The sequence below is a fragment of the Priestia sp. 179-F W1.4 NHS genome, from assembly GCF_045369295.1.
In the GTDB taxonomy this organism is placed as follows: domain Bacteria; phylum Bacillota; class Bacilli; order Bacillales; family Bacillaceae_H; genus Priestia; species Priestia zanthoxyli.
The window spans coordinates 329,462-345,271 of the sequence record NZ_JBIQFF010000002.1 but is presented as its reverse complement, the minus strand read 5'-3'; the positions used below and the strand labels follow the sequence as shown (position 1 = coordinate 345,271).

Below are 15,810 nucleotides of genomic sequence, written 5' to 3'. Positions count from 1 at the left end.
AAGCACCTTTTCTATCATATAGGAAAAAGGAGGAGAATGAGTATGAGTATGAATCATTATATTGATAAAATTGTTGAAGTCGATATATCAGGTAAAACAACGTTTGTAGGAAAACTTGTTGATCTCGGGTTAGATGTAATGGTTTTATATAATGGACATGATTATTTGTATATTCCTCTTTTACACATACATCGCTTGCGAGAGGTTTCAGAAGAAGATTATACACCTTTACGAACCATAGAAGAGAACTTAATAGAAGAAAGTCAGCGGATTTCTTATCGTAATATTTTACAGCAGGCAAAAGGAAAATTTATCGAAATTTATGTAACAGGAGGAAAATCATTGCATGGCTATATTACAAGCGTGCTGAATGATTATCTTGTGTTTTATTCTCCAGTGTATAAAAATGTCTTTGTTTCTTTACATCATTTGAAATGGCTTACCCCTTATAGTAATGAGTTAACCCCTTATTCTTTAAGTGACAAAGAGCTCCCAGTAAGGCCTGCCTCTGCACCTTTTGTCAGAAACTTTGAAGAGCAGCTTAAAAAATATGAAAATCAACTGGTCGTATTAGATTTAGGGGATCAATCAGAAAAAATTGGCGTACTTAAAGAAGTTTCTAATAATATTGTTGAACTAATTACGGCAAATGGAGAAAGTATGTATTGGAAGTTAGCTCACGTAAAATCTGTGCACTTGCCTTAGAAAAAGAGACCTTGGTGTCGTCTCTTTTTTAATGTGCTTATCAGGACAAGTATATTGAATAAACAAATGAGATGATTTAAATTTTTTAGAAAATTATGTTGACAATAAAGAAAATCTTTATTAAAGTTAGTAACAACAAACGTTAACCACCAACAATTATATAGAACTCTTATCAAGAGTGGCGGAGGGACTGGCCCTGCGATGCCCGGCAACCATCAAGTGAAACATTCATTTGAACGGTGCTAATTCCTGTGGAACATCAGTATTGTTCTAACAGATGAGAGAAATCGTGTATAAACGAACACTCTTCCATCTGTGAAGAGTGTTTTTTATTTTGAGTTAAGGAGAGAAATAGATGAAAATTGAAACTTTATTAGTTCGTTCAGGAGTAGGTCGTGACCCTTCAACAGGTTCTATTACAACACCCATTTACCAAGCATCAACATTTGCTCATCCTGCTTTAGGGCAAAGTACAGGATTTGACTATGCACGTACGGCAAACCCTACTCGTACAGCATTGGAAGAAGCAATTGCTGCTTTAGAAAAAGGAGAAGTAGGAGTAGCATTCGCTTCAGGAATGGCGGGTGTAATGGCAGTTTTAGCACTATTTAAAAACGGAGATCATTTAATTGTATCAGAGGATTTATACGGAGGAACGTACCGAGTACTAAATGAAATCTTTTCAGAGCAAGGAATTACTGTTTCGTACGTCAACACAGCCCATCTCGAGCAAGTAAAAGATGCGCTTCGTCCCAACACGAAAGCTTTATTTATTGAAACACCTACAAATCCAATGATGCACGTGACTGATTTGCCAGAAGCAATTGCGTTAGCTAAACAGCATGATTTGCTTACTATCGTTGACAATACATTCATGTCCCCTTACTATCAGCGTCCTTTAGAGCTTGGAGCAGATATTGTGATACATAGTGCAAGCAAATACATTGGGGGTCATAATGATGTTGTTGCTGGTCTTGTAGTCGCTCGATGTAGTAGCTTAGGAGAAAAAATTCGTTTTTATCAAAATGCAGCTGGGGCAATCTTAGGTCCACAGGATAGCTGGCTGTTATTGCGCGGTATTAAGACGCTAGCGCTTCGTATGGAAAAACATAACGAAAACGCACTGAAAATTGCAAATTGGCTTACTGCTCATGATCTCGTGGAAAAAGTGTATTACCCTGGTCTTGAAACACATCCGGGCTATGAAATCATGAAGAAACAAGCAACTGGATTTGGAGGCATGATTTCTTTTGCTGTCTCACACCCTGACATCGTGTCAGTACTTTTAGAAAATGTTAAAGTTATTACATTTGCAGAAAGCTTAGGAGGCGTGGAAAGTTTAATGACATTCCCAGCTCGTCAAACACACGCTGACATTCCGGAGGAAATTCGAAATCGTGTCGGAGTAACAAACTGTTTACTTCGATTATCAGTTGGAATTGAGCACGCAGATGATTTAATTAAAGATTTGAAGGAGGCATTTGATGCATACCAACAATAATAAACATAGATTTGGTACGAACTTAATTCATGCAAATACAGGAATTGACGGTCATTTTGGAGCGGTTAACGTACCTATTTATCAGGTATCTACATTTAATCAAGAAGATGAGACGAACAACGGCCGCTATGACTATTCTCGTTCAGGAAACCCAACGCGTGAGGCTTTAGAAAACACTATTGCTCAGCTAGAAAATGGATACGCTGGTTTTGCTTTTTCATCAGGTATGGCTGCTATTTCATCGGTGTTATCCATTTTTGAATCAGGAGATGAAATTTTAGTTTCACACGATACGTACGGCGGGACATATCGTGTATTAACACGATTATTTTCAAAGTTTGGTATCAAAACAACTTTTGTTGATACAACGAAGGTTGAGAAAGTAGAAGAAGCTATCACGAAAGATACGAAGGCGATTTATATCGAAAGCCCTTCAAATCCATTTTTACAGGTAACGGATATTAAAGCAGTAGCAAGTTTGGCGAAGGAGCACAATCTCCTTACAATTGTGGATAACACGTTTTTAACACCTTATCTGCAGCAGCCCATTGACCTTGGTGTAAATATTGTCATTCATAGTGCTACAAAATATATCAGCGGCCACAGTGACGTCATTGGCGGTTTAGTTGTAGTAAGCGATGAAAAGCTAGCGGAAGAAGTAAAGTTTGTACAAAATGCTTTTGGTGCTATCTTGGGGCCACAGGATTGTTTTTTACTGCTTCGAGGAATTAAGACATTAAAAGTTCGTTTAGATCAGCAGTTAAAAACAGCGCTGCAGTTTGCAAAGTGGCTTGAAGAACAATCTCTAGTGAGCCGTGTATACTACCCAGGCTTAAAAAGTCATCCGGACCACAAACTCATTTCAGAACAAGCAAATGGATACGGAGCTATGATTTCTTTCCAAGTGCAGGATGAAGAAGTAGCACGACATATTTTACAAGGAGTCAAATTAGCTTCAATTGGCGTTAGTCTAGGTGCAGTTGAATCCATTCTCACGCATCCTGCAACAATGTCTCATGCAAGTATCCCAAAAGAAGTACGTGAAGAAAAAGGAATTACTGATTCACTTCTTCGCCTTTCAGTAGGGCTAGAGGAATTCGAGGATTTGAAGCAAGACTTTAACGCTGTTTTTCAAAGCTTAGAAGAAAAAGCGTTAATTAAATAAAAAAAGGACTTCCATTAAGGAAGTCCTTTTTTTGTTATATACAGCTATCTAAAAGGTTTGTGTATAGGGACGTAAGCGCAACTTTTTCATCAGAGGAAAGACCGCTGTTTAGAATTCTTTTTATGCCAAGATGATATTTTACATACGGTGTTTGCCGAACGCGTGGATGAGTCATTTCATCTTTTAAATCTTTCAGAATGGCTTCGTGAAGCTGATCTTCACTTGTCAGGGCTTGTTTAGAAGCGAAAGAACGGTTCAACCATAGGGTCTGATAAGCTGCTAGTAAATGTTCAGAAGTCATTGTGCAAAGAGCTCCTTTAGATTAGTTTCTTCATTATAATAATCTATAGTTTATCATAAGTATTAATACGTGTACGTAACTTTTACAGAAGCGGATACAGTCAAGGACTGAGCTTGGATAGGGGGAGAGGCTGCTAATAACTTAGGCGAGGATCCAGATGACTGATAGACCGGGCCTTCTTCGATTAAAATGGGGATTTGGTTAATAGGGAGCTGCAGCGTGTTGGCAATGGTAAAGGCCTTTTCTTTAGCGTTAAGCAAAGCTTTACTTATCGCTTCTTGTTCATATTTATCATCATTTGTAACGTGAAATTGAAGATCTTGCGCTACGTTGGCTCCGCTTGAAAACGTAGCGTTATAAACATCGCCAGCTTGTTTTACATCTTGTACTCTTACTCTAAACAAATGCTGTACTTCGTATCCTGTAAGAGTCGATTTTCCATCGCTGTAATCATATTTAGGATTTATGGTGAATGAAGCTGTTTCAATTTGTTGGTCATTGATTCCAAGTTTTTTTATCTCTTGCAGCAGAGTATTTGAAACAGCTGAATTTTCTTTTAAGGCTTCTTGAACGTCTCGGTTTTCCGTGCGCGTTCCAATCGTCATGGAAATTTCATTTGGAATGGTTGAAGCACTTCCTTCACCAATTACTTTAATTTCTCTATTTTGTGTATCTACGCGCATTTGTTGTGTAGGTTCATAAGGGAAATAAGAATGTTGCATACAAAAACCTCCTTTATTAATCTTTAATATATATATGATAAGGAAGAGAGATTAAAAACAAAAAGAGATTGAGATATAACTAAATCAATTCAATCTACGTTCACTATCACAACCAAAAGCTCCGAACGATGAATCGTCCGGAGCTTCCTTCAATTGAAATATGTTTGTCCATCCTCTTTTTGTTTACTTCGATTCTTTTATTAAAATTTCTTTCATTTCAACAAATTGCTGTTGAACATCGCTTGATGGTTTCTTTGTTAGGAAACTTACAATAATGACAGCTAATAAACTTAAAAAGAACCCTGGAATCATTTCGTAAAGAGTATCCTTCAACGGAGTATTTACCCAAATTAATACCGTGACAGCACCTACAATCATTCCTGCAAGTGCCCCCCATCGAGTCATACGCTTCCAGTATAGACTTAGTAAAATAGCAGGACCAAATGCAGAACCAAATCCAGCCCATGCGTATCCGACAAGTCCTAAAATCGTATCACTAGGTTTTAAAGAAAGCAAAATACCAATAATTGCAACACCTAAAACGGCAGCTCTTCCGATTGTTACAAGCTCTTTGTCAGAGGCTTTGCGTCGGAAAAATGTTTTATAAAAATCTTCTGTAACAGAGCTTGCCGTTACAAGCAGCTGAGAAGAAATCGTACTCATAATTGCCGCTAGTAGAGCTGCATATAAAAATCCAGTAATTAACGGGTTAAAAAGTATATCTGCAAATTTAATAAAAATAGTTTCAGGATCTGCTAGTTTCATACCCGTTTTTTCTACATATGCAATTCCAACAAGTCCTGTCAGCATAGCACCAATAATAGAAATAATCATCCAGCTCATTCCAATACGACGTGCAGGTTTTAACTCTTTAACAGAAGAGATAGCCATAAAGCGAACGATAATATGAGGCTGTCCGAAATAGCCAAGTCCCCAGGCCAAGAAAGATATAATACCTAAAACGGTTGTACCTTTAAAAATGTCCAGGTATGCTGGATTAATGTTCTGTACAATATCCATTGTTGTGTTAACGCCTCCAACATTGGTGAAAGCTACAATGGGTACTAAAACTAAGGCAAGAAACATAATAACACCTTGAACAAAATCTGTTAAACTAACAGCTAAAAATCCACCGAAAAGAGTGTAGGCAATAACAACAGATGCTGTTACAAATAAGCCAATTTGATAATTCACACCAAATGCCGATTCGAACAATCGTCCGCCTGATACCATACCAGCTGAAGTGTAAAGAGTGAAGAAAATAAAGATAACAATCGCTGATACTGTTCGAAGAATCTTGGCGTGGTCGCCAAAACGATTTTCAAAAAAGTCTGGAATTGTAATAGAGTCGTTCGCTACTTCCGTATAAATGCGAAGACGCGGAGCGAGGATTAAATAATTTAAATAAGCACCAATAGATAAACCTACTGCAAGCCATAAACTTGAAAGGCCTGTCACATACATGGATCCTGGAAGCCCCATTAACATCCATCCACTCATATCTGAAGCGCCAGCTGAAAGCGCAGTAACGGCCGGACCTAGTCCGCGTCCGCCTAGCATGTAACCCGATACGTCTTGAGTTGTTTTTGTGTAGGCATACCATCCTATTCCAAGCATTCCTACAAAATAAATGCCCAGTGAAATATAAACACCAATATCCACCAAATCTCCCCTTTATGCATTTTTTATGCATGAAACGAGCATTGCTCGCCATGCAAACATCTTATGGTTTCTAAAACTAACAAACTTTTCCCTTACTATCAACCCACAAAATCGTAAATTACCTAAGTCTAAAATCCCCTAAACCTTTATATTACAGAAATGAAAACGTTTTCAAAATAAAGTAAAATAAAAATATTCAGAAATTTATAAGAGCAATTTTTATGCAATATTTTATGCAAAAAATAAAATAAAAAGAGCATTTCGTAAAATGCTCTTTTGTCATTCATGTATATTAGCGTGAGTTCGGGAATACGCGGCGAACCACTTCTGAAAACTCGTCAAACAGTCCAGAGACTGGTTTGCCGGTTTGAAGCTTGTCTACATATCCGTTCATACGGTTTACAAAGTCAGGGTTTGTTGATACAAACACTCGATGAACACTGCCGTCAGCTTTTCTCACTTCATGTGCAATCTTATGCTCCATATCTTTTGTGAGATTACCTTCTTTGTTATCGTCTAATACAGCTGCTACGTAAGCTGTATGATCGGTTACGATTACGTTAGCATCTTTTACGTTTTTTAACGCTACGATACGATCAGCTGCCACATCGGCTACTCTCATTCCGCCGGACTGATTGTACTGCTCTTTTTCATTACGCTGTACGTCTTGCGTATCGTTTACATCATTCATTTTCGTTTTATTGTTTCCATTTTCATATGTGACGTTGCGGACTGTATTATCGTCAATGACGCCATCTTTACCTTGATCTGCTGTGCTGCAGCCGAATAAAGAAAGGGTCGTCATGCAGCCTACAACAAACAAAAACGATTTCTTCATGATAGTATCACTCCTTATAAGTTTTAACCTTTCTTATAATTTGTTAAAAACGTGTGAAGCATACATGAAAAATATAAAAAAGCCTATACTATCGAAAAAGGAGGAATATGTATGAGTGAAATCCGACAAAGCATATTTGTGCTTCATACAAAAGAAGAAAACCATGAAGAAACAACAACGTTTGCGTTAACTTCAGAAGAAGCTAAGCTATTATTTGAAACCCTGCAAAATAAACGAAAAGAAATTATCGACGCCCATATTGATAACATGTTGACGTAAGGAAGGTAAATATCTTGTAAAACAGATGAGCCATATGTTAAAAGTGGCCAAATATTTGCATTCTACATATAGGTATAGTATAATGTAAACGCAACCAAATATAATTAATACTATGTTTTGACCATATACTCGAATTAGATTTAGTGAAAATTCACTTGTTATAAAGGAGATCTACTTCGCGTAGGTCTCTTTTATAATATGTGAATTTTTTATTTACGGTATAAATGTAAATATAGAGTAACATATTAAATTTTTTACATTTTTTGGAGGTTTTTTTACATGGCTACTACAGGTACAGTAAAATGGTTTAACAGTGAAAAAGGCTTCGGTTTTATCGAAGTACCAGGCGAAAATGATGTATTTGTTCATTTTTCAGCTATCCAATCTGAAGGCTTCAAAACATTAGAAGAAGGCCAAAAAGTTGAATTTGAAATCGTTGAAGGCCAACGTGGACCTCAAGCGGAGAATGTTGTAAAATTATAATTCAACGCTACATATGAAAGCTGCCGATCGGCAGCTTTTTTTGTGCAAATTTGTTTTATTTGTATGATTAAGAAAATAGATTAAAGTAGGGGAGAAGGGAAGGCGTGAGTTCATTTCATTGCTGTGCCACATGTCAACATTTTCAAAGCATTAAATTGGATAAGGGAATGAAGTATCAATGCAAGAGACTAGGCTATGAAACTCGTCCTGCTTATCAGTTTACATGCTGGGAACCAAAAGAAGTAGTTAAAAAGCTAATGGAAAAACGAAATCAAAAAGATATTGATACATAACGAAATCGATCCCATCTAAAGACGAACAGAGAACAAATGGAATGGATTCTCTAGTATGAATTGCTTGTTACATCGCTGTTGGTTTCCGTGCAAGACTGCGCTTTCCGCGGGCGGGCGCTGAGCCTTGCCCTCCAATCAACAGCTATAAGCACCTACATACATGAAACCTACGTTCATCATCACTACGAAAAAATCCGAACGAGTTGGATTCTCCATCAGGAATCTCAATTCATCGTTCGGATTTTTACTAAACTACTTTTGTTCTAGCCGCTTTTAATTATTCCTCTTTATCTGTCCCTTCCTCTGAAGGTAAATGCTTCCCGCAAAACTCTTTGACAGCTGCTTCTTCCTCTTCTTCTAGGTCGAAGTCTAATACTTTATTTGTTGAAACTTCGTAGAAATGAGTCTGGGCAATAGAAGTGTTATCTTCGCCTTTAATATACACTACGCGTAGTGCTAGGTCGCTGCCGGTATATAATTCATCCTCTTCTTCTACCTCAATGTATAAATGAAATTCATAGCGTTCACCTAGAAGGAGACCAAATGGATCCTGCAATTGTTCAGCTGTATATTCTTTAATTGTAAACATATGTACGTCCTTTCCATATATCAGTAAAATACTTGCATCATCTATTATAGTTTTTCTTTGCAAAGAAAGAAAGTGCATGCGTAATTCATGTACGGATTTATTCCTTGGTCATTCTATTTAGCGAATCTCCTTGATGCGATGGCGCAAGGACTTCGATGATTTACTTAAAGATGGAAGAAACGCGCGTATGTTTTTGCTTATACATGGCAGCATCTGCTTTTTGAATTAATGTATCTAGATTGGTGTCGTCTGAAGGCGCACATATAATAAACCCGTAACTCGCAGACAGTGCATATGGCTTCTTACATTCTTTCTTTTTATCTTCTAGCTGATTATTAATATTTTGCCACAGCTCGTGTACGTATTCTTCCGTTTGTTCAGGAGCAATTAATAAAAACTCATCACCTCCGTAGCGAAAGAGCGTATCATCCTTGCTAATATAACCACTAATTGATTCTGCTATTGTTTTAATAAGCCAGTCGCCTTCTCTATGACCGTATTGATCATTTACTAGTTTTAAGGAATTAATATCGATAAAACATAATACAAAAGATGTATCATTGGTTTTAGCTCTCAGCAGTTCCAGCTGCAGTTTTTCCATTCCGCTTCTTCGATTTAAAATTCCGGTTAGCATATCAGTTGAAGCGTGCAAGCTCAATTCATGCTCAACCGCTTTTAAATCGGTTATATCGGTAATACCTGCGAGTATGCAGCTTTCGCTTTTATACTCTAGTAATTCATAATTGATCATAACCCACTTAGAATCTCCATGTTCACGTGCTTCTAGGATGTAGTTTTTTACATGCTTTTCTTGTTGAAGACGTTTTAAAATCTCCTCTCGATCTTCATCAGTAGGGTAGATTATAAATCCGTCTAGTTGATCAAGATCTTGAGAAGCAAGATTGTAAAAATGAATAGCTTTATTGTTAATGAGCAGCACTTTGTGGTCGGATAATCTCGTTAATAGTAAAGGATAGGGATTAATTTTGAACAGCGTAAAAAAATTATGTTCGCTTTCTTTTAGCTGTAAATGATTCATATATTCTTTGTGACGGTATGTATAGAGAATATATGAGATAAGCAAAGCGATAGCAACTGCTGCAGTTGTATTGATCTGCTTTGAAATAAGAGAAAAAGAATCCGGTACATATCGTGATAAGCCATATAGTAAAAAAAGATGGTTAGGAATAAAAATAATGCACAGATGTTTTAATTTCATAGGACATAAAACAGCTGTGGAAATCAAAAGCATCATATAGACGTCTACGCGACCTGTGAAAAGCTGGCTGTTAATAGTAGAAAGTGCTGCAGCAAATACGTAATAAAATATATAGCCATATACCATGGTGCTTAAGTAGTTAGCAAATCGCTCTTTTCTTTTACTAAAATAATAGAAGAATAAATAAAGAGAAGAGAGAGCGAAACTAGTGAAATGAATACCAATTAGTGTATGTCTAAACTGAGATGTCCCCGCATGTTGAAGTAAAGAAAACCCTATATAAATATAAAGAGGGTAGGAAATGACAAGAGCAAGTGAAACTAGCTTGACTCTTTGTTGAAGCATTTCTGCATTCGTTTTATCGAACATTTTATCTTCATTAACTTCTCTTCCTGAAGGGAAACGAAATTTCTTCAGAAAGGAGAAAGGTAAAAGCGAAATAAGAAATGACATGACCATCATCTCCATATCTTTTTTTAGGTATTTTAGCATGTTTGTATAAGAAAAGACATGAATTTTTTAGATGAAAATGTCTGCTTTTCCATCAAGAAAAAGCACTAAGAGTTATAGGAGTAAAGGTGAGACCAAAGGGCCCCACCTTTTTTTATTGAAGTTTATTTGATTCAGCATGCCGTACAAACATGGTTTCATCTTCTACTAAGCCGCAAGCTCCGCACTGAATGCGTTTTTGGGGTCCGTTATAAGCAGCGTGAAAGGCATCGAGCGTATCGTTTGTGTATTCTTCTACGACGTCTCCGCTTCTTGGGTCCATTTTTACAGGTTTTGCATTTTGTTCAATGATATTAAAGCGCGTTCGATTTGTTTTGCAGCTGGGGCAAAGATAAGGGCTTCCCATTTTTAACATCTCCTTGAAAAATTTACTGTATTAATACCATGTCCGAATCCACCAAAAACATACAAAAACTTATGGTTTTCTATCGAACGTTCATTCGTTAAAATAGAAGCAGGTGATGAAAATGAGAATACGAAAAAACTTACAAGAAGTAATAGATATCTTGCAAACGAATCCATCGTATCAGCAAAATATTGTTCATTGGCATACAATCGAAGAGAAAGAAGCTAAAACTGCGCCATTTCCAGCTTCTTTGCATACGAAACTGCGGGAAGCACTTGAAAAACGAGGAATTGGTTCGCTCTATACGCATCAAAAAACAGCGTTTGATTTGGCGACAGCTAAGAAGAATGTTGTGGCCGTTACGCCAACAGCCTCGGGGAAAACACTGTGCTACAACTTGCCGGTACTGCAAAGTATTATGGAAAACGATCAAGCTCGAGCTCTTTATTTGTTCCCAACAAAAGCGCTTGCCCAAGATCAAAAAAGTGAATTAAATGAAATCATTGAAGAAATGGAAGTGCCAATCAATAGCTACACGTATGATGGAGATACTCCGGCAAATATCCGCCAAAAGGTGAGAAAAGCAGGGCATATCGTTATTACGAATCCGGATATGCTTCATTCAGCTATTTTACCTCATCATACAAAATGGGTATCACTGTTTGAGAATCTGAAATACATTGTGATTGATGAACTTCATACGTACCGCGGTGTTTTTGGAAGCCACGTAGCCAACGTTATCCGCCGGTTAAAGCGAATTTGCCGCTACTATGGAAGCGATCCTATCTTTATTTGTACATCAGCGACCATCGCTAATCCAAAAGAACTCGCTGAACATTTAACGGGAGCTCATGTTATGTTAGTAGATAACAACGGAGCGCCTAGCGGCCGCAAACATTTTATTTTTTATAACCCGCCTATTGTGAATAAACCTTTAAACATTAGAAGAAGTGCTACGCTTGAAGTGCGAAATATTGCAGGAGAGTTTTTGAAAAATAAAATTCAAACGATTGTATTTGCACGAAGCCGAGTACGAGTGGAAATTATTTTAACGTATCTGCAGGAGCTCGTAAAAAACCAGCTTCAACATAAGTCTATTCAAGGGTATCGAGGAGGATATTTGCCGAAGCAGCGACGCGAAATAGAAAGAGGACTTCGAGAGGGAAGTATTTACGGGGTAGTCAGTACGAATGCTTTAGAGCTAGGAGTGGATATCGGGCAGCTGCAGGTGTGTGTAATGACAGGTTATCCAGGCACGGTTGCAAGCGCTTGGCAGCAAGCAGGACGAGCAGGAAGACGTCATGGAGAAGCCGTCATTGTGATGGTCGCAAGTTCAAGTCCGCTTGATCAGTATATGATTCAGCATCCGGATTACTTTTTTAGCAGAAATCCAGAAACAGCTCGAATTAATCCTGATAATCTTGTTATTTTAGTCGATCATTTAAAATGTGCGTCCTATGAGCTGCCGTTTAAGCAGGGAGAAACATTTGATGGGGTAGAAATTGAAGACGTGCTGGAGTTTTTGCAAGAAGAACGAGTGATTCATTTTAGCGGAGATAAATGGTACTGGATGAATGATTCCTTCCCAGCTCATAATATCAGTCTGCGCTCTGCATCCCAAGAAAATGTTGTCATCATTGATCAATCGGACGTTGCAAATGTGAAAGTAATTGGAGAAATGGATCGCTTTAGTGCTATGACGCTTCTTCATGATGAGGCGATTTACTTGCATCAAGGCATTCAGTATCAAGTAGAATACTTGGACTGGGATGAGAAAAAAGCGTATGTTCGTGAAGTCGATGTAGATTATTTTACCGATGCAAACTTGGCGGTTAACTTGAAGGTTCTAGAATCTGATAAAGAACGACTGGAAGGGACATATTCAATCAGTTATGGCGATGTAATGGTCAGCGCCATGGCGACGATATTTAAAAAAATAAAGTTTGAGACGCATGAAAACATAGGGTCAGGTCCCATTTCACTTCCGGAAGAAGAGCTTCATACAAATGCCGTGTGGCTAAGCTTTGAAAAAGAACAGTTTCACGAATCTGAAGAACGATTGGAACAAGCTCTTATTTCCGTGGCAAATGCCATTCAGTCAATTGCACCGCTTATGGTGATGTGCGATCCTTCTGATTTACATGTAGTGCCTCAGATAAAAGCGGTGCACAATGAACAGCCCACTATCTTCTTATATGACCGATACCCGGGAGGCATTGGCCTAAGCGATAAAGTATACGAACAAATGAATGGTGTGCTAAGTCAAACTAATCAATTAATTGTAAATTGTTCTTGCGAAGGCGGCTGTCCGTCCTGTATTGGTATGGAAGCACAGGGAGAACACGCGAAAAGCGATGCGCTCGTACTGCTACAACAACTGCAAAGTAGGTGAACTCGTGTCTTTTAAAAATAAATTAAACCGTATGAAAAAGCATCTTCATGTTACAGAAGCGAAGCCTCCGGTTGAAAGTAACCCCCAGCGATCTAAGGGCGCGTCTATTCCCTATGAGCAGGAATGGAAGGGAAATCATGCTGCGCCTTACTTTGCCGAAGACAGCTACTGTATGATCAGAGAAGTGGTTTACCCGCTCGACTACAAGCATGGACATTATGAATTTAATGAGCTGAAAAAAGTAGTGGAAGTATGGAATCAGTCTACAGTTGCTCATCCGCTTTCATCAAAAGGCCACACATATTCAGATTTGTTTTTCTTTGATACGGAAACGACGGGGCTTAGTACAGGTACGGGAACGACTATCTTTTTGCTAGGATACGCAAGGGTGTTAAAAGATTCCGTCGTTTTTCGTCAGCATATATTAACCGAGCCAAGTGGAGAAGTAGCATTTTATGAAAGTTTTTTAAAAGAAGTAGACTACACGACGCTTGTGACTTATAATGGTAAATCTTTCGATTGGCCTCACGTCAAGACTCGCCATACGCTATTGAGAGATCATTTGCCCAAGCTGCCTAAGTTCGGTCACTTTGATTTACTGCATGCGTCAAGAAGGCTGTGGAAACATAAAATGGGTTCGGTTAAGCTTACGAATGTCGAAAAAGAAATACTTGGAATTGAACGAGTTGATGATATTCCCGGTTTCTTAGCTCCCATGATTTATTTTGATTTTATTGAAACGAAAAATCCAAGAGGCTTATTCGACATTATGAAACATAATGAACATGATATTTTATCGCTTATTACCTTATACATTCATTTATCAAAACATCTCCTTACTAGTGAGGAGTTTACAGAAAAAGAAACATATGAAGTGGCAAGGTGGTATGAGCAGTTGGGGGAGAACAAGCACGCTTTCTCTCTTTATCAAGGCGTAGCGGAAAAAGAAAAAGAAGAGCATAAAAAAGCTCAGCTAGCGATGGCTTATCATTATAAAAAAGAGAAGAGTTGGAAAGAGGCAGTGGACATGTTTGAACCCTTGGTTCAAACATGTGAAGGTGACGTCGCTATAGAAGCACTGGTTGAGTTAGCTAAAATTTATGAGCATCGTCTCAAAGATGTTCATCAAGCACTTCTATATACTGAGCTAGCCTCGGAGAAGTGGAATCAACTCAGGGGAATGACGAAAAAAACGTCGAAGGAAGCGCTTGAAAAAAGACTTCTTAGATTAAAAAATAAATCAGCTAAAGGATAGGCTTTAGCTGATTTATTTTAAAATATTCAGAATTATTATTCTTTTGTTTTTGTAGACGTTTTATATTGTTCTATTTTTCAGTCATTGATAAAATTAGTCAATGTAAGACTGATTCTTACAGCTTAAAAACAGAACTTTGGTGAGATGGAGAGAGGCCTCATGAAAAATGTGATTTTAGTATCATTTTTCGCATTAATTTGTTTAACAGTAATTGTCTTAAGCAGTTTGAAAAATTCGTATAACTCCTTTATGTAGGTCAAAAATAGGTGTTTGTCTTAGTACATGTACATTACCCTTCACATATTGTAATAGTGTAATAACTAAACAGTGAAAGGGGAAAAAGGATATGTATCCAAGACCAACAAAATGTATGCCACCAATTGTGCATCCAACAAAATGCTGCACACAGTTTACTTCTCAGGAGGTAGTTGTACCTCACATTCATCCAAGTCATAATACATTGGTGAATCATACAAATGTGAAGCACGTGCATTACTTCCCGCAAACACAATCTGTTGTAAATGAAACTTCAAATCAACAGTTTTTTGGCGGTGCGCAGCAATATCCAACTCAAGTAGGTGGAGCAGGCTATCCAGGTCAAATGGGAGGCTACCCAGGTCAAGTAGCAGGTGCTGGTTACCCAGGTCAAGGAGGTTACCCAGGTCAAGTAGGTGGAGCTAGTTATCCAGGCCAAGGAGGCTACCCAGGTCAAGTAGGTGGAGCTGGTTTTCCAGGCCAAGGAGGTTACCCAGGTCAAGTAGCAGGCGCTAGTTATCCTGGACACAAAGGTTGCGGCCAAGGAAGCTGTCATACAAAAGGCGCGCATCAAGGACCTAATTCAGGGTATTTTAGATAATGTACGTTAATAGGAGCTGATTACATCAGTTCCTATTCTATTTTGTTACAAAGGAGTTATATAATGAAGGTGCTAACGGTTACTGGTTATAAGCCATTCGAACTTGGAATTTTTAATGAAAAACATCAAGGCATTACATACATAAAAAAAGCGCTCTATAAAAAATTACAGGAATTAGTAGAAGATGGATTAGAATGGGTATTGATTAGTGGCCAGCTAGGAGTAGAGATTTGGGCAGCAGAAGTGGTATTTGATCTGCAGCTCGAGTATCCCGAGCTTCAGTTAGCTGTTTTAACACCATTTTTGGAGCAGGAAGAAAAATGGAATGACGTCAATAAAGAATTGTATGAATTCGTCTTAAGTCAAGCAGATTATGTAGATAGCATCACAAAAAAGAAATATGAAAGTCCAGCACAGTTTCGGTTGAAAAATCAATTTTTAGTAGAAAAAAGTGAAGGTATTTGTTTAGTTTACGACGAAGAGCACGAAGGAAGTCCTAAATATATGTTAGAAACGGCTAAAAAGCGTGCTGAACGAGAAGAATACCCTATTATAATGGTGACGTCTCACGACTTACAAGATATCGTGGATGAAGAAAAATTTTCGTCTTTTTAACGCCACTTGACGAAACATTTTAAAAGATAAATTGACATTTGAAGCTATTTTTGAAAAAATGAATTATAATAAAGATAAG

Annotated in this window: 17 protein-coding genes and 1 riboswitch; of the genes, 10 read left to right on the top strand and 7 right to left on the bottom strand. The window is 37.9% G+C overall.

Going from position 1 to position 15,810, the window contains the following annotated elements:
* Window positions 1–42 precede the first annotated feature (42 nt).
* From ACH0CI_RS12255 to ACH0CI_RS12245, 3 genes are all read left to right on the top strand, one after another.
* Window positions 43–705: a hypothetical protein gene (locus ACH0CI_RS12255; RefSeq protein WP_033578431.1), complete on the top strand. Its 663-nt coding sequence runs from the start codon at window positions 43–45 to the stop codon at window positions 703–705.
* 166 nt (window positions 706–871) lie between these two features.
* Window positions 872–989: riboswitch (SAM riboswitch) on the top strand.
* A 71-nt stretch (window positions 990–1,060) separates the two neighbouring features.
* Window positions 1,061–2,206, top strand: a complete 1,146-nt coding sequence (locus ACH0CI_RS12250) for a trans-sulfuration enzyme family protein (protein ID WP_328174718.1) — start codon at window positions 1,061–1,063, stop codon at window positions 2,204–2,206.
* The gene (locus ACH0CI_RS12245; protein WP_048018481.1) at window positions 2,190–3,371 is read left to right on the top strand and encodes a trans-sulfuration enzyme family protein; all 1,182 of its coding nucleotides are present in this window, start codon (window positions 2,190–2,192) and stop codon (window positions 3,369–3,371) included. Before ACH0CI_RS12250 ends, ACH0CI_RS12245 begins: the two co-directional genes overlap by 17 nt.
* Before the next feature lie 34 nt (window positions 3,372–3,405).
* Here ACH0CI_RS12245 and ACH0CI_RS12240 read toward each other — a convergent pair whose 3' ends face one another.
* The 4 genes from ACH0CI_RS12240 to ACH0CI_RS12225 form a co-directional block, all read right to left on the bottom strand.
* Complete coding sequence (locus tag ACH0CI_RS12240; RefSeq protein ID WP_048018482.1) at window positions 3,406–3,672, bottom strand: hypothetical protein; 267 nt, start codon at window positions 3,670–3,672, stop codon at window positions 3,406–3,408.
* Between the two features lie 62 nt (window positions 3,673–3,734).
* Window positions 3,735–4,394, bottom strand: a complete 660-nt coding sequence (locus ACH0CI_RS12235; RefSeq protein WP_335707001.1) for an SIMPL domain-containing protein — start codon at window positions 4,392–4,394, stop codon at window positions 3,735–3,737.
* 183 nt (window positions 4,395–4,577) lie between these two features.
* Entirely contained in the window at window positions 4,578–6,056 is a 1,479-nt protein-coding gene (gene putP / locus ACH0CI_RS12230; RefSeq protein ID WP_406901512.1) for a sodium/proline symporter PutP, read from the bottom strand.
* 292 nt (window positions 6,057–6,348) lie between these two features.
* Window positions 6,349–6,894 (bottom strand): YhcN/YlaJ family sporulation lipoprotein, encoded by a 546-nt coding sequence (locus tag ACH0CI_RS12225; protein WP_014460948.1) that lies wholly within the window; start codon window positions 6,892–6,894, stop codon window positions 6,349–6,351.
* A 111-nt stretch (window positions 6,895–7,005) separates the two neighbouring features.
* On the opposite strand from ACH0CI_RS12225, the gene ACH0CI_RS12220 reads away from it, so the two are divergent.
* From ACH0CI_RS12220 to ACH0CI_RS12210, 3 genes are all read left to right on the top strand, one after another.
* Complete coding sequence (locus tag ACH0CI_RS12220) at window positions 7,006–7,173, top strand: hypothetical protein (protein WP_165573336.1); 168 nt, start codon at window positions 7,006–7,008, stop codon at window positions 7,171–7,173.
* A 279-nt stretch (window positions 7,174–7,452) separates the two neighbouring features.
* Window positions 7,453–7,656 carry a cold-shock protein gene (locus ACH0CI_RS12215; RefSeq protein WP_013056130.1) on the top strand — a complete coding sequence of 68 codons (204 nt, stop codon included), beginning with the start codon at window positions 7,453–7,455 and terminating at the stop codon, window positions 7,654–7,656.
* Window positions 7,657–7,760: 104 nt separating this feature from the next.
* Window positions 7,761–7,949, top strand: a complete 189-nt coding sequence (locus ACH0CI_RS12210) for a hypothetical protein (protein WP_028414062.1) — start codon at window positions 7,761–7,763, stop codon at window positions 7,947–7,949.
* Window positions 7,950–8,226: 277 nt separating this feature from the next.
* On the opposite strand, the gene ACH0CI_RS12205 is transcribed toward ACH0CI_RS12210, so the two are convergent.
* The 3 genes from ACH0CI_RS12205 to ACH0CI_RS12195 all read right to left on the bottom strand — a co-directional run bounded on the left by ACH0CI_RS12205 (window position 8,227) and on the right by ACH0CI_RS12195 (window position 10,613).
* Window positions 8,227–8,538, bottom strand: a complete 312-nt coding sequence (locus ACH0CI_RS12205; protein WP_028414061.1) for a DUF6509 family protein — start codon at window positions 8,536–8,538, stop codon at window positions 8,227–8,229.
* A gap of 160 nt (window positions 8,539–8,698) precedes the next feature.
* Window positions 8,699–10,210, bottom strand: coding sequence for a sensor domain-containing diguanylate cyclase (locus tag ACH0CI_RS12200; protein WP_335706829.1), 1,512 nt, complete (start codon window positions 10,208–10,210; stop codon window positions 8,699–8,701).
* A gap of 151 nt (window positions 10,211–10,361) precedes the next feature.
* Window positions 10,362–10,613, bottom strand: coding sequence for a hypothetical protein (locus tag ACH0CI_RS12195; protein WP_013056134.1), 252 nt, complete (start codon window positions 10,611–10,613; stop codon window positions 10,362–10,364).
* Window positions 10,614–10,734: 121 nt separating this feature from the next.
* Between ACH0CI_RS12195 and ACH0CI_RS12190 the strand changes: the two genes are divergently transcribed.
* The 4 genes from ACH0CI_RS12190 (at window position 10,735) to ACH0CI_RS12175 (ending at window position 15,731) form a co-directional block, all read left to right on the top strand.
* The gene (locus ACH0CI_RS12190) at window positions 10,735–13,005 is read left to right on the top strand and encodes a DEAD/DEAH box helicase (protein ID WP_406901510.1); all 2,271 of its coding nucleotides are present in this window, start codon (window positions 10,735–10,737) and stop codon (window positions 13,003–13,005) included.
* A 4-nt stretch (window positions 13,006–13,009) separates the two neighbouring features.
* Window positions 13,010–14,260: a ribonuclease H-like domain-containing protein gene (locus ACH0CI_RS12185; protein WP_406901509.1), complete on the top strand. Its 1,251-nt coding sequence runs from the start codon at window positions 13,010–13,012 to the stop codon at window positions 14,258–14,260.
* 346 nt (window positions 14,261–14,606) lie between these two features.
* Window positions 14,607–15,116, top strand: coding sequence for a CotD family spore coat protein (locus tag ACH0CI_RS12180; protein ID WP_335706832.1), 510 nt, complete (start codon window positions 14,607–14,609; stop codon window positions 15,114–15,116).
* A 63-nt stretch (window positions 15,117–15,179) separates the two neighbouring features.
* Entirely contained in the window at window positions 15,180–15,731 is a 552-nt protein-coding gene (locus ACH0CI_RS12175) for an SLOG family protein (protein WP_033578438.1), read from the top strand.
* Window positions 15,732–15,810: the final 79 nt, after the last annotated feature.

What these genes read in the sequence shown, in the direction of transcription:
- ACH0CI_RS12255 (WP_033578431.1), top strand. Translation starts at nt 43, where the DNA reads ATGAGTATGAATCATTATATTGATAAAATTGTTGAAGTCGATATATCA.
- ACH0CI_RS12250 (WP_328174718.1), top strand. Translation starts at nt 1,061, where the DNA reads ATGAAAATTGAAACTTTATTAGTTCGTTCAGGAGTAGGTCGTGACCCT.
- ACH0CI_RS12245 (WP_048018481.1), top strand. Translation starts at nt 2,190, where the DNA reads ATGCATACCAACAATAATAAACATAGATTTGGTACGAACTTAATTCAT.
- ACH0CI_RS12240 (WP_048018482.1), bottom strand. Translation starts at nt 3,672, where the DNA reads ATGACTTCTGAACATTTACTAGCAGCTTATCAGACCCTATGGTTGAAC.
- ACH0CI_RS12235 (WP_335707001.1), bottom strand. Translation starts at nt 4,394, where the DNA reads ATGCAACATTCTTATTTCCCTTATGAACCTACACAACAAATGCGCGTA.
- ACH0CI_RS12225 (WP_014460948.1), bottom strand. Translation starts at nt 6,894, where the DNA reads ATGAAGAAATCGTTTTTGTTTGTTGTAGGCTGCATGACGACCCTTTCT.
- ACH0CI_RS12220 (WP_165573336.1), top strand. Translation starts at nt 7,006, where the DNA reads ATGAGTGAAATCCGACAAAGCATATTTGTGCTTCATACAAAAGAAGAA.
- ACH0CI_RS12215 (WP_013056130.1), top strand. Translation starts at nt 7,453, where the DNA reads ATGGCTACTACAGGTACAGTAAAATGGTTTAACAGTGAAAAAGGCTTC.
- ACH0CI_RS12205 (WP_028414061.1), bottom strand. Translation starts at nt 8,538, where the DNA reads ATGTTTACAATTAAAGAATATACAGCTGAACAATTGCAGGATCCATTT.
- ACH0CI_RS12200 (WP_335706829.1), bottom strand. Translation starts at nt 10,210, where the DNA reads ATGTCATTTCTTATTTCGCTTTTACCTTTCTCCTTTCTGAAGAAATTT.
- ACH0CI_RS12195 (WP_013056134.1), bottom strand. Translation starts at nt 10,613, where the DNA reads ATGGGAAGCCCTTATCTTTGCCCCAGCTGCAAAACAAATCGAACGCGC.
- ACH0CI_RS12190 (WP_406901510.1), top strand. Translation starts at nt 10,735, where the DNA reads ATGAGAATACGAAAAAACTTACAAGAAGTAATAGATATCTTGCAAACG.
- ACH0CI_RS12180 (WP_335706832.1), top strand. Translation starts at nt 14,607, where the DNA reads ATGTATCCAAGACCAACAAAATGTATGCCACCAATTGTGCATCCAACA.
- ACH0CI_RS12175 (WP_033578438.1), top strand. Translation starts at nt 15,180, where the DNA reads ATGAAGGTGCTAACGGTTACTGGTTATAAGCCATTCGAACTTGGAATT.